Source organism: Streptomyces sp. PA03-3a, assembly GCF_033792735.1.
Taxonomy (GTDB): domain Bacteria; phylum Actinomycetota; class Actinomycetes; order Streptomycetales; family Streptomycetaceae; genus Actinacidiphila.
In genome coordinates, this window is record NZ_JARAVM010000008.1 from 42,342 (window position 1) to 62,944 (window position 20,603).

Annotated in this window: 19 protein-coding genes; 10 read left to right on the top strand and 9 right to left on the bottom strand. The window is 73.3% G+C overall.

The genetic code is table 11. The features are described from left to right. The first annotated feature begins 167 nt into the window (after positions 1 to 167). The gene (locus tag PV342_RS11830; protein ID WP_400804000.1) at positions 168 to 746 is read left to right on the top strand and encodes a Uma2 family endonuclease; all 579 of its coding nucleotides are present in this window, start codon (positions 168 to 170) and stop codon (positions 744 to 746) included. A gap of 27 nt (positions 747 to 773) precedes the next feature. Here the strand turns inward: PV342_RS11830 and PV342_RS11835 are convergent, their stop codons facing one another. Next, entirely contained in the window at positions 774 to 3,545 is a 2,772-nt protein-coding gene (locus PV342_RS11835) for an FAD-binding and (Fe-S)-binding domain-containing protein (protein WP_500316888.1), read from the bottom strand. An 86-nt stretch (positions 3,546 to 3,631) separates the two neighbouring features. Here PV342_RS11835 and serC point away from each other — a divergent pair, with 86 nt between their 5' ends. Continuing rightward, positions 3,632 to 4,750: a phosphoserine transaminase gene (gene serC, locus PV342_RS11840; RefSeq protein WP_018560004.1), complete on the top strand. Its 1,119-nt coding sequence runs from the start codon at positions 3,632 to 3,634 to the stop codon at positions 4,748 to 4,750. Between the two features lie 75 nt (positions 4,751 to 4,825). Here the strand turns inward: serC and PV342_RS11845 are convergent, their stop codons facing one another. Both PV342_RS11845 and PV342_RS11850 read right to left on the bottom strand, forming a co-directional pair. Further along, the gene (locus PV342_RS11845; RefSeq protein ID WP_018560003.1) at positions 4,826 to 5,842 is read right to left on the bottom strand and encodes a hypothetical protein; all 1,017 of its coding nucleotides are present in this window, start codon (positions 5,840 to 5,842) and stop codon (positions 4,826 to 4,828) included. 25 nt (positions 5,843 to 5,867) lie between these two features. Beyond that, entirely contained in the window at positions 5,868 to 6,473 is a 606-nt protein-coding gene (locus PV342_RS11850) for a mycothiol-dependent nitroreductase Rv2466c family protein (RefSeq protein WP_400803992.1), read from the bottom strand. 242 nt (positions 6,474 to 6,715) lie between these two features. Here PV342_RS11850 and PV342_RS11855 point away from each other — a divergent pair, with 242 nt between their 5' ends. From PV342_RS11855 to PV342_RS11865, 3 genes are all read left to right on the top strand, one after another. After that, on the top strand, positions 6,716 to 7,408 hold the full coding sequence (locus tag PV342_RS11855) for a GDSL-type esterase/lipase family protein (protein ID WP_500317150.1): 693 nt from the start codon (positions 6,716 to 6,718) through the stop codon (positions 7,406 to 7,408). Between the two features lie 34 nt (positions 7,409 to 7,442). Continuing rightward, positions 7,443 to 8,438, top strand: a complete 996-nt coding sequence (locus PV342_RS11860; protein WP_329187246.1) for an aldo/keto reductase — start codon at positions 7,443 to 7,445, stop codon at positions 8,436 to 8,438. Positions 8,439 to 8,506: 68 nt separating this feature from the next. Next, entirely contained in the window at positions 8,507 to 8,926 is a 420-nt protein-coding gene (locus PV342_RS11865; RefSeq protein ID WP_018559999.1) for a CBS domain-containing protein, read from the top strand. A 152-nt stretch (positions 8,927 to 9,078) separates the two neighbouring features. Here the strand turns inward: PV342_RS11865 and thpR are convergent, their stop codons facing one another. After that, on the bottom strand, positions 9,079 to 9,648 hold the full coding sequence (gene thpR, locus PV342_RS11870; protein WP_018559997.1) for an RNA 2',3'-cyclic phosphodiesterase: 570 nt from the start codon (positions 9,646 to 9,648) through the stop codon (positions 9,079 to 9,081). Positions 9,649 to 9,672: 24 nt separating this feature from the next. Continuing rightward, entirely contained in the window at positions 9,673 to 10,773 is a 1,101-nt protein-coding gene (locus tag PV342_RS11875) for a citrate synthase 2 (protein WP_026251166.1), read from the bottom strand. A 285-nt stretch (positions 10,774 to 11,058) separates the two neighbouring features. Between PV342_RS11875 and pdxH the strand changes: the two genes are divergently transcribed. Both pdxH and PV342_RS11885 read left to right on the top strand, forming a co-directional pair. Next, positions 11,059 to 11,682, top strand: coding sequence for a pyridoxamine 5'-phosphate oxidase (gene pdxH, locus PV342_RS11880; protein WP_361005030.1), 624 nt, complete (start codon positions 11,059 to 11,061; stop codon positions 11,680 to 11,682). A gap of 400 nt (positions 11,683 to 12,082) precedes the next feature. Then, positions 12,083 to 13,399: a PAS domain-containing protein gene (locus PV342_RS11885; RefSeq protein ID WP_386988108.1), complete on the top strand. Its 1,317-nt coding sequence runs from the start codon at positions 12,083 to 12,085 to the stop codon at positions 13,397 to 13,399. An 8-nt stretch (positions 13,400 to 13,407) separates the two neighbouring features. Here the strand turns inward: PV342_RS11885 and PV342_RS11890 are convergent, their stop codons facing one another. Further along, on the bottom strand, positions 13,408 to 14,157 hold the full coding sequence (locus PV342_RS11890; protein ID WP_400803987.1) for an SIS domain-containing protein: 750 nt from the start codon (positions 14,155 to 14,157) through the stop codon (positions 13,408 to 13,410). Between the two features lie 111 nt (positions 14,158 to 14,268). On the opposite strand from PV342_RS11890, the gene PV342_RS11895 reads away from it, so the two are divergent. Next, on the top strand, positions 14,269 to 14,961 hold the full coding sequence (locus PV342_RS11895) for an iron-dependent transcriptional repressor DtxR (protein ID WP_018559992.1): 693 nt from the start codon (positions 14,269 to 14,271) through the stop codon (positions 14,959 to 14,961). A gap of 442 nt (positions 14,962 to 15,403) precedes the next feature. After that, the gene (locus PV342_RS11900; RefSeq protein ID WP_400803984.1) at positions 15,404 to 16,279 is read left to right on the top strand and encodes an alpha/beta fold hydrolase; all 876 of its coding nucleotides are present in this window, start codon (positions 15,404 to 15,406) and stop codon (positions 16,277 to 16,279) included. 30 nt (positions 16,280 to 16,309) lie between these two features. Here the strand turns inward: PV342_RS11900 and purU are convergent, their stop codons facing one another. Together purU and PV342_RS11910 are read right to left on the bottom strand one after the other, a co-directional pair. Next, positions 16,310 to 17,182, bottom strand: coding sequence for a formyltetrahydrofolate deformylase (gene purU, locus PV342_RS11905; RefSeq protein ID WP_400803981.1), 873 nt, complete (start codon positions 17,180 to 17,182; stop codon positions 16,310 to 16,312). Positions 17,183 to 17,302: 120 nt separating this feature from the next. Then, complete coding sequence (locus PV342_RS11910) at positions 17,303 to 17,749, bottom strand: SCO4402 family protein (RefSeq protein ID WP_018559989.1); 447 nt, start codon at positions 17,747 to 17,749, stop codon at positions 17,303 to 17,305. Positions 17,750 to 17,909: 160 nt separating this feature from the next. Between PV342_RS11910 and PV342_RS11915 the strand changes: the two genes are divergently transcribed. Further along, a complete protein-coding gene (locus PV342_RS11915; protein WP_400803979.1) occupies positions 17,910 to 19,184 on the top strand; it encodes an ABC transporter substrate-binding protein in 1,275 nt (424 codons plus the stop codon). A 103-nt stretch (positions 19,185 to 19,287) separates the two neighbouring features. Here PV342_RS11915 and PV342_RS11920 read toward each other — a convergent pair whose 3' ends face one another. Continuing rightward, the gene (locus PV342_RS11920; protein ID WP_500316894.1) at positions 19,288 to 20,568 is read right to left on the bottom strand and encodes a hypothetical protein; all 1,281 of its coding nucleotides are present in this window, start codon (positions 20,566 to 20,568) and stop codon (positions 19,288 to 19,290) included. Between the last annotated feature and the right edge of the window lie 35 nt (positions 20,569 to 20,603).

Sequence of the window (20,603 nt, forward strand, 5' to 3'; positions counted from 1 at the left end):
GGCGGACTGCGGGGGAGGCTCGTGCTGGTGCCGTGACCTCGGTGTCGGCGACCGGAGGCGCTTCATCGTTTCGAGTGAATGTGCGATCGGGGTGACCCGGGTGGGCGGCGGTTGCGTGAGAATCGGAGGTGTCGTCAGTCGCGTGCACGGAGCCCCCTGGAGGACCGATGAGCTCACAGCCCCACTGGGCGCCTCGGGCGGCCGCCGGCTCGTACGCGCCGGACGATCCGGAAACCGCGCTCAAGTACGCGATCCGGCACCACGGAGGGGACCGGGTGCAGATCGTCGAGGGGGTCATCCAGCAAGTGGTGCCACCTACGTGGGGGCATGAGAAGGCCGCGGCCCTGATCCGTCGGCAGATCGATCCCGTCGTGCAGAAGATGGGCTGCCTCTCAGGCTCGGGGAACCTGGACCTTCCTGGCAGTGGCAACTGGTACGTGCCGGACCTGGCCGTCGTGCCGGAAGACGTGGCGGAAGCCGACGCTCTCGTCCCCCATCAGACCCTGCTGGTGGTGGAGGTCACCTCCGAGTCCAACGGCGACACCGACCGCATCGTCAAACGCCGCCGCTACGCCGAGTACGGCGCCCCGCTGTACCTGCTCGTCGACCGGCAGGAACGCAGCTGCACCCTGTACGCGGAGCCGGGGGAGCTCGGCTACCGGTCGGTGGACGGACCGCACCCCTTCGGCACGCCGCTGCGGCTGCCCGAGCCCTTCGGACTCGACTTGGACACCGCGGAGTTCTGAGGCCGCTCACCTTCTCGCGGCCCGCGCTCACAGCCCGTCGGACAGCAGCTCCGCCAGGTGCCGGGCCCGCACCCCGGCGAGCTGGGCGAGCTGGGTGCGGCAGGAGAAGCCGTCCGCCAGGACGGCCGTACCGGGGCGGGCGGCGCGGACGGCGGGGAGGAGGCGGTCCTCGGCGCAGGCGACGGAGACCTCGTAGTGGCCGCGTTCGAAGCCGAAGTTCCCGGCCAGGCCGCAACAGCCGGAGGCCAGCCCGCCGTTGAGCCCGGCGCGGGCGCGCAGCCGGCGTTCGGCGGCGTCACCGAGGACGGCGTGCTGGTGGCAGTGGGTCTGGCCGGTGACGGCCCGGTCGAGGCGGGGCGGCGTCCAGCCGGGCGCCGCCTCCTCCAGCACCTGCGCGAAGGTGCGCACCGAGCCCGCCAGGGCCGCCGCCTCGCCGGTGCCGAGGAGTTCGGGAAGATCGGTGCGGAGCGCCGCCGCGCAGCTCGGTTCCAGGACGACGACGGGATGCCCCGCGGCCACCACCGGCGCCATCCGCCGTACCGTGCGGCGCATCACCCGTCGGGCCCGGTCGAGCCGGCCGGTCGAGACCCAGGTCAGGCCGCAGCACACCCGACCGGGCGGCAGCACGGCCCGCAACCCCGCCGCCTGGAGGACGCGTACGGCCGCTCGGCCCACCTCGGGGGAGAAGCGGTCGGTGAAGGTGTCCGGCCACAGCACCACGGTCGCTCCCGCCCCCGGCGCGGGCTGCTCCTCCTGCCGCCGCCACCAGCGTACGAAGGACTCCTCGGCCAGCAGCGGCAACTCCCGTTCGGGCGCGACCCCCGCGGTCCGCTTGGCCAGAGCCGCCAAGGGCCGTACCCGGGCGAGGGCGTTGACGGTCCCGGCCGCCGGGGCCGCCGCGCGCAGCCAGGTCGGCAGCCCGCCCATCAGGTAGTGGGAGGCGGGCCGCGGCCGCCGCCGGTAGTGGTGGTGCAGGAACTCCGCCTTGTAGGTGGCCATGTCGACGCCGACCGGGCAGTCCGTGCGGCAGCCCTTGCAGGACAGGCACAGGTCGAGGGCGTCCGCGACCTCCGGCGAGCGCCAGCCGCCGGTGACGACCTCGCCGGCGAGCATCTCGTGCAGCAGCCGGGCCCGGCCGCGCGTGGAGTGCCGCTCCTCGCGCGTCGCCCGGTACGAGGGGCACATGACGCCCTCCCCCGGACCCCCGCCCGTGTCACGGCACTTGGCGACGCCGACGCAGCGGCGCACCGCCGCCGAGAAGTCGCCGCCGTCCTGGGGGTAGCCGAAGGCGACGTCGACCGGCCGGCGCGGCAGGACCGCGAAGCGCAGGTTGCCGTCGAGGGGGGCGGGCCGCACGAGCATGCCGGGGTTGAGCCCGCCCGCCGGGTCCAGCGCGTCCTTGAACCGGCCGAAGAGGGCGACGAGTTCCTCCCCGTACATCCGGGGCAGCAGCTCCGCGCGGGCCTGCCCGTCTCCGTGCTCCCCGGACAGCGAGCCGCCGTGGGCGACGACCAGGTCCGCGACGTCCTCGGAGAAGCGCCGGAAACGGGACACGCCGGCGGCGCCGAGCAGGTCGAAGTCGATGCGCACGTGGATGCAGCCGTCGCCGAAGTGGCCGTAGGGGGTGCCGTGCAGACCGTGCTCGCGCAGCAGCGCGCGGAAGTCGCGCAGGTAGGCGCCGAGCCGCGCGGGGGGCACCGCGCAGTCCTCCCAGCCCGGCCAGGCCTCCGCGCCCCCGGGCGTGCGGGTGGCCGTCCCGGCGGCCTCCTCGCGGACGCGCCACAGCGCGCGCTGCGCGACGGGGTCGGTCACGACGACCGAGTCGCCCGCGTCCGCGAGCCGCCGCAGCGCCTCCGCCTCGCCGGTGCCGGGCATCTCGACGAAGAGCCACGCGCCGCCCCGGGGCAGCAGTTCGGCGGCCTCCCCGCCCACCAGGTCGGCGGCCATGCCCTCCACCGTCAGCGGACCGTACGGCAGCAGGCCGTGCGCGGCGTCGGCGGCGGCGCCCTCGTCCGGGTAGCCGAGGACGACCAGCACACGCACCGGGGGCGCGGGCACCAGGCGGACCTCGGCCTCCGTGATCACGGCGAGCGTGCCCTCGCTGCCGGTCAGGGCTCGGGCCAGGTCCCGGCCGCGTTCGGGGAGCAGCGCGTCCAGGGCGTAGCCGGAGATGCGCCGGGGGAGCTGCTGGGGGTAGCCGGTGCGCAGCAGGGCGAGATGGCCGTCCACCAGTTCCCGCAGGTCGGCGCGGAGCGGCCCGGCGGTGCGCAGCGGCTCGCCGCCGTAGGTGAGGCACTCCAGGGCCCGGACGTTGTCGGCGGTGGTGCCCCAGGCGACGGAGTGCGCTCCGCACGCGTTGTTGCCGATCATCCCGCCGAGGGTGCAGCGGCTGTGGGTGGACGGATCGGGGCCGAAGGTCAGCCCGTGCGCGGCGGCGGCGCGCCGCAGATCGTCCAGGACGACCCCCGGCTGCACACGGGCCGTCAACGCCTCGGGGCTGAGTGACACGATCCGGTGCATGTGGCGGGTGAAGTCGAGCACGACGCCGGTGCCCGTGGCCTGCCCGGCGATCGACGTCCCGCCGCCGCGCGGCACCACCGGCACCCCGTGCGACCGGCACACGGCGAGCGCCGCGGCCACGTCCTCGGCGTCGTACGGCGCGACCACGGCCTCCGGGACGCGCCGGTAGTTGGACGCGTCCATCGTGGTCAGCGCCCTGCTCTGCGGGTCGAAGGAGACCTCGCCCCGTACGGCCCGCTCCAGGTCGCGGCGCAGTGCGTGCCGCAGATCGTCCGCCATGCCCCTCAGCCTGCCCCACCGCGGCGCATGTCTCACCGGATGGAACGCAGCCCCGTGACGGGGTCGTCACGCACTACGCTGCGAACGTGGCCGAGATCCAGATTCCCGCTGACATCAAGCCCGCCGACGGACGATTCGGTTCGGGCCCCTCCAAGGTGCGGCCCGAGGCGCTCAGCGCGCTGGCCGCGACCGGCACCTCGCTGATGGGCACCTCTCACCGGCAGGCGCCGGTGAAGGACCTGGTCGGCAGGGTCCGGGACGGCATCCGCGAGCTGTTCGCGCTCCCCGAGGGCTACGAGGTGGTGCTCGGCAACGGCGGCTCCACCGCCTTCTGGGACATCGCCACCCATGGCCTCGTCGAGCGCAAGTCGCAACACCTCAGCTTCGGCGAGTTCTCCTCCAAATTCGCCAAGGCGGCCAAGCTGGCGCCGTGGCTGGACGAGCCGACCGTGATCTCCGCCGACCCGGGATCGCACCCCGAGGCCGTCGCCGAGGCGGGCGTGGACGTCTACGCCTTCACCCACAACGAGACCTCCACCGGTGTCGCGATGCCGCTGCGGCGCGTCGCCGGCGCCGACGAGGGCGCCCTCGTCCTGGTCGACGCCACCTCCGGCGCGGGCGGCCTGCCGGTCGACATCGCCGAGACCGACGTCTACTACTTCGCCCCGCAGAAGTCCTTCGCCGCCGACGGCGGCCTGTGGATCGCCGCGTTCTCCCCGGCCGCGCTGGAGCGCGCCGAGCGGATCGCCGCCTCCGGCCGGCACATCCCGGCCTTCTTCGACCTGCCGACCGCGATCGACAACTCGAAGAAGAACCAGACGTACAACACCCCCGCGCTCGCCACCCTGTTCCTGCTGAACGACCAGCTGGAGTGGATCAACGGCCAGGGCGGCCTCGACTGGGCGGTGGGCCGCACCGCCGCCTCCTCGCGCAACCTGTACGGCTGGGCCGAGGACTCCAAGCACGCGACCCCGTTCGTCACCGACCCGGCCAAGCGCTCGCAGGTCGTCGGAACGATCGACTTCAACGACGACATCGACGCCGCCGCGATCGCCAAGGTGCTGCGCGCCAACGGCGTCGTCGACACCGAGCCGTACCGCAAGCTGGGCCGCAACCAGCTGCGCGTCGCGATGTTCCCGGCCGTGGAGCCGGCGGACGTCGAGGCCCTGACCGCCTGCGTCGACTTCGTCATCGAGCGGCTCTGATCCCCGGCCCCACCACGGGGCCACCACCGCCGACGGGCGGGGCGACCGCCCCGCCCGTCGGCGTTCCCGGGCGGCTCAGCGCTCCCGGCGCAGCAGCCGGCGCACCCCGATCAGCAGCGCGGCGATCGCGGCCAGGGTGACGGCGCCCAGCGCGAACTGCCGGGTCGAACCGGGCTCGTCCGCGCCGGAACCCGCGGCGTCCGCCGAGGAGCTCCCCGGGGACCCGGGCGAGGAGGGGGCGTCCCGGCGGGCGGCCTCCGGCAGGTCGTCCCCGCTCAGCGGCGAGCGCCAGACCTCGCTGTCGGTGCCCTCGCTGCCGTACATCAGGGACCGGCCGTCCGGGGTGAAGGCCACGGACTCGCCCTGCCGCTGCAGCGGCACGTGCATCTGGTCGATCCGGCGGGCCGTGCCGTCCGACCAGCGGTACATCAGGGCGCCGAAGTAGCCGCGCAGCACCAGCCGGCTGCCGTCCGGGGAGAAGGCGCCGTCGGTGATCCACAGCGGGATGTCCGCGATGCGCCGGAAGACGTTGGTGCCGCTCGCGGAGAGCTTCGCCGGGCCCTCGTAGAGGCCGCCGCCGTCCTCGTTCTTGCTCGCGATGTAGACCCGCCCGGACTTCGGGTCGACCATCATCGCCTCGGCGTTGCGCGGGCCCTTGTCGTAGGTGACGGTGAACTGCGTCGCGGTCACCGTCTGGTCGGCCAGCCGCTTCGGTTCCGGGAAGCGGTAGATCCACACGTGCGGCCAGGAGCCGTCGAGGTTGTCGCCGATGTCGCCGACGTAGAGGGCGCCGTCCGGGCCCATCGAGATCGCCTCGACGTCGCGCGGGCTGCCCACGCCGCGCAGGGTGACGGTGGCGACCGTCCGGCCCGTCGCGGAGTCGACGGCGTAGACGTAGGGGCCGTCGTCGCTGTCGTTGTGCGTCCAGTAGACGCCCTTGTGGAGACGGCTGGCGACCAGGCCGCTCGACTCGGTGATCCGCGGGTCCGACATCGTGAAGGCCACGGACTCCCCGTCGTCGGCGGCCGCGGTGCCGACCAGGGGACCCATGACGAGGACGGAGGCCGCGGCCGCGGCGAACAGTGGGCGCATGCGCCAAGCCTGCCAGGTCGGCGGCTCAGGCGAAGTCGAGGCCGCCGGTGCGGCTGCGCTTCAGCTCGAAGAAGGCGGGGTGGCCGGCCAGCGCCCGCACCCCGTCGAAGAGCCGCGCCGCCTCCTCGCCGCGCGGGATCGAGCTGAGGACGGGGCCGAAGAAGGCGGCCCCGTCGACGTGCAGCGTGGGCGTGCCGACCTCCTCCCCGACCGGGTCCATGCCCTCGTGGTGGCTCCGGCGCAGCTCCTCGTCGTACGCGGTGCCGCCCGCGGCCTCGGCCAGCTCCGGCGGCAGGCCCGCCTCCGCCAGCGCCTCGCGCAGCACCTCGTCGGAGGCCGGGCGGTCCTGCACGTGCAGCCGGGTGCCGAGCGCCGTGTACAGCTCGCCCAGCACATGCTCGCCGTGGTGCCGGGCGGCGGCGACGCAGACGCGCACCGGGCCCCAGCCGGTGCTCAGCAGCCGCTCGTAGCGCTCGGGAAGGCCCTCGCGGCCCTCGTTGAGCACGGACAGGCTCATCACCCGGAAGCGCAGGCGCAGTTCGCGTTCCCGCTCCACCTCCAGGATCCAGCGGGAGGTGATCCAGGCGAAGGGGCAGATGGGGTCGAAGTAGAAGTCCACCGAGTGCGTCATGCCCGCCACCCTAGGAACGGAACGGCCCGCTCAGCAGGGCCATTCAAGGATGCAGGCACTGGGCCAATCCCCGCGGCGGGCCGTGCGTGCCGGGCCCTTTGCAGTGACAGTCCTAACAACGCCGGACCCAAGGTCAGGGCCCTTGCGACGGGCCCCCGGGCCATAGGATCCCCTCCATGTCCAGTGCTCCCCACGGCCCCGGTGACGAGCCCCGCCGCACGCCAGGACGCCGCACGGCGTGGATGTTCGTCGGCGACTCGATGACCATCGGCAGCGCGGGGGAGCACACCTGGCGCTACCGCATGTGGCGGCACCTTCGGTCGCTGGGCACGGAGGGCGAGGACTTCGCGATCGTCGGCCCGCGGACCGCGCTGTACGACCCCGCGGCCGACGCGGCCGTCTCCCAGCACTACGCCGACCCCGACTTCCCCCTCTCCGCGCGCCGCCACCTCGCGGGCTGGGGCGAGGGATGGCTGCACATGGCGCCGCTGATCGAGGGCGCCGTGCGGGAGCACCGTCCCGACGTGCTGCTGGTGTCGCTCGGCCTGATCGACCTCGGTTTCTACACCAACCCCGGGCAGACCGAGGCCAACGTGCGGCTGTTCGTCGCGCGGGCGCGGGCCGCCAACCCCCGGGTCGCCGCGGTGCTGCTGCCGGTCATACCCAACTCGCGCTGCGATCAGGACCCCGGATTCGGTTCGCAGTGCGAGGAGTTCAACACCCGCCTGGCCAAGGCGGTCGCGGACCTGGACACCCCGGCCTCGCCGCTGCTGCTGGCCTCCCGCCCGGCCGGGTACGACATCGCCCGGGACACCTACGACGGCACCCACCCCAACGCCTCCGGGGAGCACCGGCTGGCCGCCGCGTTCGCCGACGCCGCGCACCAGGCGTGGGGCCTGGGGGCGCCCTACCGACACCCCCGCAACTCCGCTTGATTCGAGCGCACTCCAACGGCTTGGCTGGTGTCCCATGGAGTACACACAGCTCGGACGCACCGGACTCAAGGTCAGCCGGCTCGTACTGGGAACGATGAACTTCGGCCCGCAGACGGACGAGGCCGACAGCCACGCCATCATGGACGCCGCGCTCGACGCGGGCGTCAACTTCTTCGACACGGCCAACGTCTACGGCTGGGGCGAGAACAAGGGCCGCACCGAGGAGATCATCGGCAGCTGGTTCGCCAAGGGCGGCGGCCGCCGTGACAAGACCGTCCTGGCGACCAAGGTCTACGGCAACATGGGCGCCGACGGCGCCCCCTGGCCGAACGACGACAAGCTCTCCGCGCTCAACATCCGGCGTGCCGCCGAGGCGAGCCTGAAGCGCCTGGGCACCGACCACATCGACGTCTACCAGTTCCACCACATCGACCGCGCGACGCCGTGGGAGGAGATCTGGCAGGCGATCGACGTCCTGGTGCAGCAGGGCAAGGTGCTCTACGCCGGGTCGTCCAACTTCTCCGGCTGGGGCATCGCCAAGGCCAACGAGGCCGCCGCCAGGCGCCACTCGCTGGGTCTGGTCAGCGAGCAGTGCCTGTACAACCTGGTCGAGCGCCGCGCCGAGATGGAGGTCATCCCGGCCGCGCAGGAGTACGGCCTCGGCGTCATCCCCTGGTCGCCGCTCCACGGCGGCCTGCTGGGCGGCGCACTGCGCAAGGAGCGCGAGGGCGGCGGCTCCCGTTCCACCTCCGGCCGCAGCGCCGACTCGCTGAAGGACAGCGCCCTGCGCGAGCAGGTGCAGCGGTACGAGGACGCGGTCGACAAGGCCGGACTGCAGCCCGGTGACGTCGCCCTGGCCTGGCTGCTGGGCCGTCCCGGCGTCACGGGCCCGATCGTGGGCCCGCGCACCCGTGAGCAGCTGGACTCCGCGCTGCGCGCGGTGGAACTGGAACTGCCCGCGGAACTGCTCGCCGAGCTGGACGAGATCTTCCCCGGTCCCGGCCCCTCCCCGGAGGCCTTCGCCTGGTAGGCGTCAGCGGTCCCCGCCCCGTCGTGCGCCCGGTCGCAGATTCACCCGGTCGGGCGCACGATGAGGGTATGACCACAGCCAAAGAGATCATGCACCCCGGCGCCCGTGCGATACCGGCGACCGAGACTCTCGACCGGGCCGCGCAGCTGATGCGCGAGCTCAACGTCGGCGCGCTGCCGGTCCACGACGTGAACGACCGGATGTGCGGCATCATCACCGACCGGGACATCGTCACCAAGTGCATCGCCGCCGGACGCGACCCCTCCAAGGTGACCTGCGGCGACCTGTGCGAGGGGACCCCCCGCTGGATCGACGCCGGCGCCGACGTCTCCGACGTCCTGACCGAGATGGAGTCGCACCGCATCAAGCGGCTCCCGGTCGTCGAGGACAAGAAACTGATCGGCATCATCACCGAGGCCGACCTGGCCCGCCACCTCACCGACGAACAGGTCGCGGAGTTCGTCGAGAGGGTGTACGCCGGCGCCTGAGGCGCCCGGCCCCCTCCGGCCGTCCGGTCGCCCGGCCCGCTAGCCGCGCACGAACGTGCCGACGATCACCACGACCACCAGCAGGGCGAGGGCGGCGGTCATTACTCGGGTACGGGTCTTCGGGTCCACGCATCGAGGTTAACGGGGCGGCCTCAGTGCCCCAGCGGGCAGGTCCGCACCGTCTCGTACCGCGGCTGGGCCCCCGGCACCCCGGGTGTGGGCGGATGGCTCCGCACCAGGGAGACCGCCGCCGCCGTCCACGGTGTCCCCGCGAACTGCGTGAGGGCGGTCGTGAACGGCCGCAGGCCCACTCTGGTGCGCCCGGCGCGCTGCCGGGCGAGTGTGAGGTGGGCGTGGAAGCGGCCGTGCCCGTCCTCGTGGCGGACGCCCGCCCGCCGGGCGGCGGCCTCCGCGGCCGCGGCCGCGCGGCCCAGGTCGTCGCCGTCCACACCGGCCCACAGCGTGCGGTCCCCGAAGCGGCCGCCGCCCGTCAGCGAGATCCGGCAGGGCGGGTGGCGGCGCGCCGCCCGCTCCAGCCGTTCGACCAGGACCGGCAGCAGGCCCTCGTCCACCTCGCCCAGGAACGCCAGCGTCACGTGCCACCCGGCACGGTCCGTCCACCGCAGCCCGTCCGCGCCCGGCAGGTCGCGGAGCGCGTCCACAGCGCCCCCCAGTTCGGCGAGGGCGGACCCGGGGGGTACGACGGCCACGAACAGCCTCATGCCCCCAGGGTGCACCGCACCGGACTAGTGTGCGATGTCCGCGTAGCCCTCGACCTCGCGCGGGTCGCGGGAGCCCGGGCCGACGTAGCGGGCCGACGGGCGCACCAGGCGGCCGGTGCGCTTCTGCTCCAGGATGTGCGCCGACCAGCCCGCGGTGCGGGCGCAGCTGAACATCGAGGTGAACATGTGGGCCGGGACCTCGGCGAAGTCCAGGATGATCGCGGCCCAGAACTCCACGTTGGTCGCCAGGACGCGGTCCGGGCGGCGGGAGTGCAGTTCCTCCAGGGCGGCCTTCTCCAGGGCCTCCGCGATCTCGTAGCGGGGGGCGCCCAGCTCCCTGGCCGTGCGGCGCAGCACCCGCGCCCGCGGGTCCTCGGCGCGGTAGACGCGGTGGCCGAAGCCCATCAGGCGCTCGCCCTTGTCCAGGGCCTGCTTCACGTACGCCTCGGCGTCACCGGTGCGCTCGATCTCCTCGATCATGCCCAGCACGCGCGAGGGCGCGCCGCCGTGGAGCGGGCCGGACATGGCGCCGACCGCGCCGGACAGCGCGGCGGCCACGTCGGCACCGGTGGAGGCGATCACCCGGGCGGTGAAGGTGGACGCGTTCATGCCGTGCTCGGCGGCGGAGGTCCAGTAGGCGTCGACGGCCGCGACGTGCTTCGGGTCGGGCTCGCCGCGCCAGCGGATCATGAAGCGCTCGACCACCGACTGCGCCTTGTCGATCTCCCGCTGCGGCACCATCGGCAGGCCCTGGCCGCGCGCCGACTGCGCCACGTACGACAGCGCCATCACGGCCGCGCGCGCCAGGTCCTCGCGGGCCTGCTCGGCGTCGATGTCCAGCAGCGGCTGCAGACCCCACACCGGCGCGAGCATCGCCAGCGCCGACTGGACGTCGACGCGGATGTCGCCGGAGTGCACGGGGATCGGGAAGGGCTCGGCGGGCGGGAGGCCGGGGTTGAAGGCACCGTCGACCAGCAGGCCCCACACGTTCCCGAAGGAGACGTGGCCCACGAGGTCCTCGATGTCCACCCCGCGGTAGCGCAGGGCGCCGCCTTCCTTGTCGGGTTCGGCGATCTCCGTCTCGAAGGCGACGACTCCCTCGAGTCCGGGTACGAAGTCGGACATCAGGCGGCTCCTCTTGATGCGGTCGACGATCGAGTGGTGCTTGTGGCACACGGGGTGGGGCATGGGGGTCGGCACTGGGTGCCCCGCACGATATCCCCCGATGTCGAGAGGGCACAGATACCCGGCCTGTAAGTCTGTCCCCTCCCGCAGGTGACGTGAAGCGTGAGGTCCGGCACATGTTGCGGCGGGCCTCCCACGCGGCGTCCGGCGCACCGTTCGGCACACGGTGCCGCCGCCGTGCTGCAAGATGTGCGGGTGCAGCACAGCCACCACGACCCCGCCGCCATGCGCAAGCAGTACCGCGCCCACGGACTGACCGAGGCCGAGCTGGCCGGCGACCCGTACACGCAGTTCGCGCACTGGTTCGCCGACGCCGTCAACGCCCGCGTCGACGAGCCCAACGCCATGGTGGTCTCCACCGCGGGGGCCGACGGGCTGCCGAGCTCGCGGACGGTCCTGCTGAAGAGCTACGACCACCGCGGTTTCGTCTTCTTCACCAACTACGGGTCGAGGAAGGGCCGAGAGCTCACCGAGCGGCCCCACGCCTCGCTGCTCTTCCCCTGGCACCCGATCGCACGCCAGGTGATCGTGGCGGGCGCCGCCGAGCGCGTCTCCCGTGAGGAGACCGAGGCGTACTTCCGCACCCGGCCGCACGGCTCGCGGATCGGCGCCTGGGCGAGCGAGCAGTCCTCGGTGGTGGGCGCACGGGAGGAGCTGGAGCGCCGCTACGAGGAGCTGGCCGCCCGCTACCCCGAGGGCACGGACGTGCCCGTGCCGCCCCACTGGGGAGGCTTCCGGGTGGTCGCGCGCAGCGTGGAGTTCTGGCAGGGGCGGGAGAACCGGCTGCACGACCGGCTGGTGTACACGGCCGCGGAGGGCGGCTGGACGGTGCGGCGCCTGTCACCCTGAGGGGCGGCCCGGGCCCGGGGGAGGGTGCCGGCGGGTGAGGCGCACAGGGGCGTCGGCGGGTGAGAACGCAGACGACCCGCGGGCTGCTTCCCGGACGGCGAACCGTCCGGGCATCGGCCGGACGAATCCGACGAGCCCGCGGGTCGGGTGACTGCGATGGAATTGGCCCGCTACGCACATCGCGCGCAGGCGAGGAGCGCAGGCGTCAGCCCGCAGTCACCTCACGCGTCCGATGGGAACTCATTCTCCGGACCACCTCCCTTCATGTGTGCTCGCAACCCTAAGAAACGGTCCGCCGGACGACAAGTGGTTTTTTTCGCCCCGCGCACCACGGCGCCCCGGCCACCCAATTTCGTGAAGTTCCTGTGTCGCCGGTCACACAAGGGTTGAATGTCCAGACGTGCAGTCATTTGATGCGACGCCGCAGCTGCTCGCCGCGCTCCTCGACGGCATGGAGGCCGGACTCTGTGCCCTGGACCGCGACGGAGTGATCACGCACTGGAACTCCGAGGCCGCCCGCATCCTGGGCTGGACGGCGGAGGAGGCCGTCGGCCGGCGCGGATTCGCCGGCTGGGCCGCGCGCACCGCCGACGCCGACGAGGTGCGCGAACGGCTGCTGGGGGCCATGGCCGCGGACGGCCGCCAGGTCCACGAGTTCGCGCTGCTGACCAAGGACGGCCGCCGGGTGCTGGTGCGGACCCAGTCCGCCGCCGTGCACGGCTCCGACGGGCGCCCCGCGGGGGTCTACTGCGCGTTCTCCGAGGTGCACGCCCAGATCGACCTGGAGCGCTCGATAGCCCTCAGCGAGGCCCTCTTCGACGACGCGCCGTGCGGGGTCGTCCTCGTCGACGCCGACCTGCGTCCCGTCGTCGTCAACGCGTACGCCGCCCGGGCGCTGCGCACCAGCCGGGACGCGCCGCTCGGGCGGCCGCTGGGCGACTTCCTCGACCAGGGCGTCGAGGAGCTGGAGAGCGCCCTGCAGCACGTGCTCGCCGAGGGCGCGCCGCCCGCGCCCAGCGAGCTGTGGGTGGGTCTGCGGACGGACGGCGGCACCCGCTGCTGCTGGCGCAGCGGTTTCGTGCGGCTCGGCTCGCCGCTGGGGGAGGAGCCGGTGCCGCTCGGCGTCGGGTGGCTCTTCCACGACGTCACCGACACCAAGGTCGCCGAGCAGGAGGCGGCGCGGCTGCGCTTCCGCAGCAACCAGCTCCACCGGGCCGCGCTGGCCGTCGCCGAGTGCGAGGAGCCCCTGGAGGCGGCCACCTGCTACGTGGACTTCTCCCTCGCCGGGTTCGCCGAGCACGCGCTGCTCGACGTGCTGGCGCCTGACGGCGCGCGCCTCGTCCGGGCCGCCGCCACGCCCTCCGGCGGGGCGGGGCCCTGCCTGCCGGTGTCGGGCGGCATCCCGGTGCGGTACGGGGAGGGGCACCCGGCCCTGCAGGCGGTCGCCCGCACCGGCTCCGTCCGGGCCGGCTTCGGGGCGGCGGCCGCCGAGCCCGCGTCCCGGGCCCAGGTCGACAGCTGGGCCGCCGCCCGGCGCTGGCCCGACGGCACCGTCCACGGACTGTGCGCCGTGCTCCGCAGCCGCGGCCGCACGCTCGGCGTCCTCACCTTCCTGCGCGGCGCGGGCCGCCGTCCCTTCGACCGGGCCGACGCGGCCTTCGCCGAGGACGTCGCGCTGCGGGTGGCGGCCTGCCTCGACCTGGCGCCGCGGGCCTGACCGAGGACTCAGCGGCGGTAGAAGATCCGGTCCGCGTACTCCTCGAAGACCCTCGCGTTCCACTCGTGGCCGCCGTCCACGTTGCCCGAGCGCAGCATGGGCGGGGTGACGCCGCGCTCCGCCAGGTCCGCCGCGGCCGTCGCCACGACGGCCTGCATCAGCGCGCTCGTCACCACGGTGGAGGCCGGGCCGAAGGGCGCCGGGATACCCGATACGGACAGCTCCGCGTCGCCCGGCGCGATCTTGCTGTCGACGACGACGTCGCAGTGGTCCTTCAGGAAGGTGCCGCTCGCGTGCCGGGAGTGCGTCTCCTTGGCGTACGCCACCGACGTGACGCCGATCACCGTCATCCCGAGCGCCTTGGCCTCCTGCGCCATCTCCACGGGGAGGGGGTTGCGGCCGGAGAGGGAGATGATCACCAGGAGGTCGCCCGCCCGCGCGGGGGAGCTGCGCAGCACGACCCGGGCCAGGCCGCCGACCTGTTCGAGCGCGCTGCCGAGCGTGGCGGGGACGACGTCCACGCCGACCGCGCCGGGCACGGCCAGCAGGTTCACCAGGGCGAGGCCGCCCGCGCGGTAGACGACGTCCTGGGCGGGGAGCGAGGAGTGCCCGGCGCCGTAGGCGAACACCCGCCCCCCGGCCGCCACGGTGTCCGCGAGCGCGGCCGCGGCCGCCTCGATCCCCGCGGACTCCTCGTCCCTCACGCGCCTGAGCAGTGCGATGGCGGCATCGAAATATGTGGCGGCCAGATCGGTCATGCCGAGAACCGTGCTGCCGCGGCGTCCGCCTGTCAACCACAGGGCCCCGGTTGTCGGTCGCATGCGTCAGAATTGAGTCCAGGGCCACGTACGAGCCATCGAGGGGCACGCATGTCCGGACTGATCGACACGACGGAGATGTATCTCCGCACCATCCTTGAGCTGGAGGAGGAGGGTGTGGTCCCCATGCGCGCCCGAATCGCCGAACGGCTCGACCAAAGCGGACCGACGGTCAGTCAGACCGTCGCGCGCATGGAGCGGGACGGGCTGGTGCACGTCGCGGGCGACCGGCATCTGGAGCTGACCTCCGAGGGCCGGCGGATCGCGACGCGCGTGATGCGCAAGCACCGGCTGGCCGAGTGCCTCCTGGTCGACGTCATCGGGCTGGAGTGGGAGCACGTGCACGCCGAGGCGTGCCGGTGGGAGCACGTGATGAGCGAGGCGGTCGAGCGCCGCGTCCTGGAACTGCTGCGGCACCCCACGGAGTCGCCCTACGGCAACCCGATCCCGGGCCTGGAGGAGCTGGGCGAGAAGGACGGCGCGGACCCGTTCCTGGACGAGGGCATGGTCAGCCTGATCGACCTGGAGACGGGCCAGGCGGGTGCGAGCGTGGTCGTGCGGCGGATCGGCGAGCCGATCCAGACGGACGCCCAGCTGATGTACACGCTGCGGCGGGCCGGTGTGCAGCCGGGCGCGGTGGTGTCGGTGACCCCGTCGGCGGGCGGTGTGCTGGTCGGCAGCGGCGGCGAGGCGGCGGAGCTGAGCACGGAGACCGCGTCGCACGTGTTCGTCGCCAAGCGGTAGGGCCGGCCGGAAGGCCGGCCGGTCTCAAGGATCTTCGCGGCGTCGCGTCGCGTCGTACTGCGTTGCGTTGCGCTGTGTCGCGTCGCCGATCGGCCTGGTCGCCGCGGGTCGCGGCGTGCCCAAGGGCGGTGCCGGTGCCGTCTCCGTTGTCCGAGGGACCCCGGCGCCTCCCCTTGCGCCGGAGTCCCTTCCTCCCCCGATCCCCCCGTCCCCTCCCCTGGGTCCCCGTGGAGCCCACCCGGATCCCCGAGCTGTCCGGGTGGCTCCCCGCTGCCCGTCTTCCCCGCCGGACCGCGTCCCGCTGAAGTCCTCCCCTCGGCGCGCTCCGGCAATCCTTGAGCGTTGTCACTCGAAAGAGCGGTGTTGCGCGCGTGAAGACGCGAATCGAACAGGATTTCGATAGCGTGGGGGTCTGAACGTCACGTACCAGGGGGTGCGGCACATGGCCAGGCGCGTCGAAGTCACCGGAGCGGGCGGCCTCCCGCTCACGGCGTGGGAGTACGCCGAAGGGCCCGGGACGGCTCCCGAGGAGGCGCCGCGGCCCGCCGTCCTGCTGCTGCACGGCCTGATGGGACGAGCCTCCCAGTGGGCCGGCACCGCCCGCAGGCTCGCCGCCCGCCATCGCGTGGTGGCCCTGGACCAGCGCGGCCACGGACGCAGCGCCAAGCCCGAGGGGCCCTACACGCGGGACGCCTATGTGGCCGACGCCGCCGCCGTCGTCGAACAGCTGGGGCTCGCCCCGGTCACCGTCGTGGGGCACTCCATGGGCGCCCTCACGGCCTGGCAGCTCGCCGCGCGCCGGCCGTCGCTGGTACGGGGCGTGGTCCTGTGCGACATGCGGGCGGTGGCCCTCGGGGAGGCCAGCCAGCGCCACTGGGAGGACTGGTTCGGGGCCTGGCCGCTGCCGTTCTCCGGCCCCGACGCGGTGCGCCGGTGGTTCGGCGAGGAGGATCCGTGGCTGGAGGGCTCCCGCCCGGCCCGCGGGGAGTTCTTCGCCGAGGTGATGGAGGAGCACGCCGACGGCTGGCGCCCGGTGTTCGAGCGGCGGCACATGCTGCGCTCCCGGGAGTCCTGGATCCACGACGCCCACTGGGACGAGCTGGCCCAGGTGTCCTGCCCCGCGCTCGTCGTGCGGGGCTGGGACGGCGAGCTGGGCCGCGCCGAGGCCCAGGAGATGGTGCGGGTGCTGCCCCGGGGCTCGTACGCGGAGATCCCCGACGCCGGCCACCTCGTCCCCTGGGACCAGCCCGAGGCCTGGTACGCGGCGGTCGAGACCTTCCTGGCGGACGTCGCGGGCCGGCCGGTGTGCCAGGCCTGAACCTCGCCGCGCCGGCCCGCCGGCCGGGCGTCAGGCGAAGACGACCGTGCGGCGGCCGTTGAGCAGGACGCGGTGCTCGCTGTGCCACTTCACGGCGCGGGCCAGGGCCTGGCACTCCACGTCGCGGCCGATGGCGACCAGTTGCTCCGGGTTGACCTCGTGACCCACCCGCTCGACCTCCTGCTCGATGATCGGGCCCTCGTCGAGGTCGGCGGTGACGTAGTGCGCCGTCGCGCCGATCAGCTTCACCCCGCGGGCGTGGGCCTGGTGGTAGGGCCGGGCGCCCTTGAAGCTGGGCAGGAAGGAGTGGTGGATGTTGATGATCCGGCCGGACAGCTCCTTGCAGAGGTGGTCCGACAGGACCTGCATGTAGCGGGCGAGAACGACCAGTTGGACGTTCTCCTTCTCCACCAGGGAGAGCAGTTCCGCCTCTGCCTCGGCCTTGTTCTCCTTCGTCACCGGGATGTGGTGGAAGGGGACGTCGTAGGAGCTCGCGAGCTCCGCGAAGTCGGTGTGGTTGGAGACCACGGCGGCGATCTCCACCGGCAGCGCGCCGATGCTGGTGCGGAACAGCAGGTCGTTCAGGCAGTGCCCGAACTTGCTGACCATGAGGATGATGCGCATCCGCTCGGCGGAGGGCGTGATCTGCCAGTCCATGCGGTAGGCGTCGGCGACGGCCGCGAAGCTGGCGCGCAGCTTGTCGGCGGTGACCGGGTGGCCCGCCGAGAAGTGCACCCGCATGAAGAACAGCCCCGTGTCGTGGTCGCCGAACTGCTGGCTGTCCTCGATGTTGCATCCGGTCATGAAGAGGTAGCTCGACACGGCGTGCACGATGCCCGCCTTGTCGGGGCACGACAGGGTGAGGATGTACTGCTGCGGCTGCGACTCGTCGGCGGCGTTCACGGGGCTAGGGTCGCACAAAGTGGCCGTGCCGTCCCAAGCCGTCCGCCAGCCGGGCGCCCCTGGTGTCGTCGCAGGTGGCACCTTCGCCCGCGCCGCGGCGCGGGCGGCAGGGCGGACGGCTCAGGCCGTACGTGTGTAGATCTTGAGGATTTCCAGTGAGCGCGGCGGCGTGTCCGGGTCCTCGCCGTCCCCGGACGCCAGCCGCACGTGGGCCTCCCGGGCGGCCCGCACGGCCTCGGGCCACGCGTGGTGCTCCAGGTACGCCGAGACGGGGGCGTCCGCACCCACCTGGTGCAGTATCTTCAGCACCCGCAGCACGGCCACGTCGACCAGGGCCGCCTCCTGGGAGTCCCGGAAGACGGTGCCGACGTACTTCTCCGCGGACCAGTTGTCCAGCCAGGTGTCCTCCACCAGGCGGTAGACGGCGTCGGTCACGTCGCCGTAGCCCGGCTGCCCCGCGAGCCAGACCTCACGCTGGAACACCGGGTCGCTGATCATGTGCAGCGCGGAACGCACGTTCGCGCGCCAGCGCCACCAGGGCATGTCGTTGAGCGGCATGCCCCCCATCGTGGAGGAGCGGGTGCCGCGGCGGGAAGACTTCTCCGTACTCTGCACAGTGCACGATCGTACGTGCTTCCCACTCCACACATTCTGTTCACCCGATGGTGACCCTGCGTTCCCCGGCGTTCACCCCTGCGTTACGGGAAGCGCGGAATCTTCCCGTTCCATGACTGATTGCCGTACACGCAGAGCTGTTCCCTTCGTGTCCGCGATGGCCGGAGTCGTACTGCTGGCAGGGTGCGGCACGCTGCCCGGGGGGACCGACGGCACCACGGGCCCGATCGTGGTCATGACGTGGGCGCCGCAGAACACCAGCGCGACCAACATGCCGGGCATGCCGGCCATGGCCAAGACCTACGCCAAGTACGTCAACGCCCGCGGCGGAATCGGCGGCCGGGAGCTCAAGGTCATCACCTGCAACGATCACAACAACTCGCTCGGCGCCGGCGACTGCGCCCAGCGGGCCGCCGACGAGGGCGCGGTCGCCGTCGTCGGCTCCTACAGCCAGTACGGCGCCGCCTTCACCTCCACGCTCGAGGCCGAGGGCATCCCGTACCTCGGCGGCTACGGCATCACCCAGGACGAGTTCGAGAGCCCGCTCTCCTACCCCGTCAACGGAGGGCTGCCCGCGCTGATGGCCGGTGCCGGCCGTCAACTGGCGGGCAAGTGCGACAAGGTGAGCCTCGTACGCCCCGACACCGCCGCGGGCGACATCTTCGCGCGCTTCCTGGACGCCGGCCTGCGCGACGCGGGCCGCACCAGTGCCACCGACCTGCGCGCCGCCGAGGACGCCACCGACTACAACACCGTCTCCCGGCAGGCGATCGGCGCCAACAAGCCCGGCGACTGCGTGAGCGCCGCGCTCGGCGACAAGACCGCCACCTTCTTCGACGCCTTCCGCCGCACGACCACCACCGACCCGGTGACCGGCGGCGAGGAGGGTCCCAAGGCGCAGATCGCCTCCGTCCTCGGCAGCGTCCAGCAGTCCACCCTCGACAGCACCGGCGGCAGCAACAGCCCGTTGGAGGGCGCCTACATCACCGGCTGGTACCCGCCGGCCTCCGACTCCCGCTGGGCGCTGATGCGGAACACGATCAAGAGGTACGCCTTCGGCGACAACGACATCGACCCGAACGACCCGGGCGTGCAGACGACGTGGATCGCCTACACCGCCCTCACCGCGGTCATCCAGAAGATGGGCAAGGACCAGGCGATCACGGCCCCGACGCTGAAGCAGGCGCTGGACGCGGCGCACGACGTCTCCACCGACGGCCTCACGCCCGCGCTCGGCTGGCGGGAGCAGGACGCCGCCGCCGTCATCGAACAGCCGCGCCTGGTCAACGGCTGGGTCACCTTCCAGAAGGTGGAGAAGGGCCGACTCGTCGCCGCCCGCAAGGGCTTCGTGGACGTCAGGGAGACCCTGGAGGACGCCCCGGGCTGATGAGGGGTGCCCGGGCCCTCACGGGCGCGGGCAGTCCGCGGGGCGGGCGGAGGCACCGTAGGCCGTGGCCGTGGAACGCCCCGGTGCCTCCGGGGAGTCCGCCTCAGAGCTGACTGCCCTGGTGCTGCGTCAGCCCGTACTTCTTGGCGATGGGGTTCCACAGCGCGGCCGCGCTCGACTTGGCCTGCGAGGCGGTGCCGCTCTGGGTGTTGCCGGCCGCGTACTGGTTGGTGTGGCGCGCCTGGCCGTGACGGCAGAGCTTCTTGCTGCCCTTGAGCTGATCGGCCCAGGCCGCGTAGTGGTTGTCGGCCGCCGCGGAGGCCGTCCACGCCTTGTTGAGGGCGTCGGTGAGGGCCTGGTGGTTGGCGAGCTCGTCCACCGGCAGTGACTTCAGCCGGGTCATCAGGTCGTTGCGCTGCTGAGCTGCGGCCCGCAGGTCGGCGGCCGCCCCGTCCAGATTGCGGCAGCCCTTGATGCTCTCGACCGCGCTGATCACCGAGGTGCGGTTGCTGCCGCTCGTCTTGAGCAGCGCCTCCAGGCCCTTGGCCTGCTTCTCCGCCGCGTCCTGACCTCCTCCACCGGAGGAGGCCGGGGCGGAGGCACTCGTCGAGGGCGCCGGGGACTGGGCCGCGGCCGGGTCGTCGTCTCCGCCGCTCATCAGTGCACCCGCCAGGAGACCCGCGACGGCGCATCCTCCGACGACGATGCCGATCAGCGCGGCCGGAGTGAGCTTGCGGCGGTTCGGTGCGGGCTCGTCGTAGCCGTAGGACGGCTGCGGCGCGTGGCCCGGCTGCCCGTAGCCGGGCTGCGCGTAGTCCGGTGCAGCGCCGTAGCCGGGCTGCTGCTGCGGGGGCGGGCCGTCCTGGCGGTACAGGTGCCCGAAGTCGTCGTGGGGCTGCTGCGCCGGGGGTGTCGCGTCGTGGCCCTGGTGGCCCTGGTGGCCCTGGGGCGCGTGCGGGTAGCCGTAGCCGGAGGCCGGCTGCGGGGCCTGCGCGTCCTCGAAGCGCGGCAGGTGCTGGGTGGCGTCCGCATCGCCCGGGCGCATGCCGTACGCGGCCTCGGGCGTCGGGTACGGCGGGAAGACCTGAGTGGCGTCCGCCGCGGGGCCGGGCTGGAACTGGGGCGCCGGGGGCTGCTGCGGCTCGTGGGCCGGCATGGGCGGCCGGGCCTGCGGGTACGGCGGGAAGAGCTGTGTCGCGTCGGTGTCCGGGAGGGACTGCTGCGGGGGGTCGTACGCCTGGGGCTGATCGCCCCACGGCTGCCCGGCCGCGGGGCCCGCACCCCATGCCGCGGTCGCTCCCGGGCCGGGTATGCCCCCGTCCGCGGGCAGCACCACGCCCTCGTGCACCTCCGGATACGCCTCGTCACCGCGTCCGCCGTGCATCACCGGTACCTCTGCCTTCTCCGTCGCTACGGAAT

Coding starts and splice junctions, on each gene's coding strand:
- PV342_RS11830 (WP_400804000.1), top strand. CDS start 168: ATGAGCTCACAGCCCCACTGGGCGCCTCGGGCGGCCGCCGGCTCGTAC.
- PV342_RS11835 (WP_500316888.1), bottom strand. CDS start 3,545: ATGGCGGACGATCTGCGGCACGCACTGCGCCGCGACCTGGAGCGGGCC.
- PV342_RS11845 (WP_018560003.1), bottom strand. CDS start 5,842: ATGCGCCCACTGTTCGCCGCGGCCGCGGCCTCCGTCCTCGTCATGGGT.
- PV342_RS11850 (WP_400803992.1), bottom strand. CDS start 6,473: ATGACGCACTCGGTGGACTTCTACTTCGACCCCATCTGCCCCTTCGCC.
- PV342_RS11855 (WP_500317150.1), top strand. CDS start 6,716: ATGTTCGTCGGCGACTCGATGACCATCGGCAGCGCGGGGGAGCACACC.
- PV342_RS11860 (WP_329187246.1), top strand. CDS start 7,443: ATGGAGTACACACAGCTCGGACGCACCGGACTCAAGGTCAGCCGGCTC.
- PV342_RS11865 (WP_018559999.1), top strand. CDS start 8,507: ATGACCACAGCCAAAGAGATCATGCACCCCGGCGCCCGTGCGATACCG.
- thpR (WP_018559997.1), bottom strand. CDS start 9,648: ATGAGGCTGTTCGTGGCCGTCGTACCCCCCGGGTCCGCCCTCGCCGAA.
- PV342_RS11875 (WP_026251166.1), bottom strand. CDS start 10,773: ATGTCCGACTTCGTACCCGGACTCGAGGGAGTCGTCGCCTTCGAGACG.
- pdxH (WP_361005030.1), top strand. CDS start 11,059: ATGCGCAAGCAGTACCGCGCCCACGGACTGACCGAGGCCGAGCTGGCC.
- PV342_RS11890 (WP_400803987.1), bottom strand. CDS start 14,157: ATGACCGATCTGGCCGCCACATATTTCGATGCCGCCATCGCACTGCTC.
- PV342_RS11895 (WP_018559992.1), top strand. CDS start 14,269: ATGTCCGGACTGATCGACACGACGGAGATGTATCTCCGCACCATCCTT.
- PV342_RS11900 (WP_400803984.1), top strand. CDS start 15,404: ATGGCCAGGCGCGTCGAAGTCACCGGAGCGGGCGGCCTCCCGCTCACG.
- PV342_RS11910 (WP_018559989.1), bottom strand. CDS start 17,749: ATGGGGGGCATGCCGCTCAACGACATGCCCTGGTGGCGCTGGCGCGCG.
- PV342_RS11915 (WP_400803979.1), top strand. CDS start 17,910: ATGACTGATTGCCGTACACGCAGAGCTGTTCCCTTCGTGTCCGCGATG.
- PV342_RS11920 (WP_500316894.1), bottom strand. CDS start 20,568: ATGCACGGCGGACGCGGTGACGAGGCGTATCCGGAGGTGCACGAGGGC.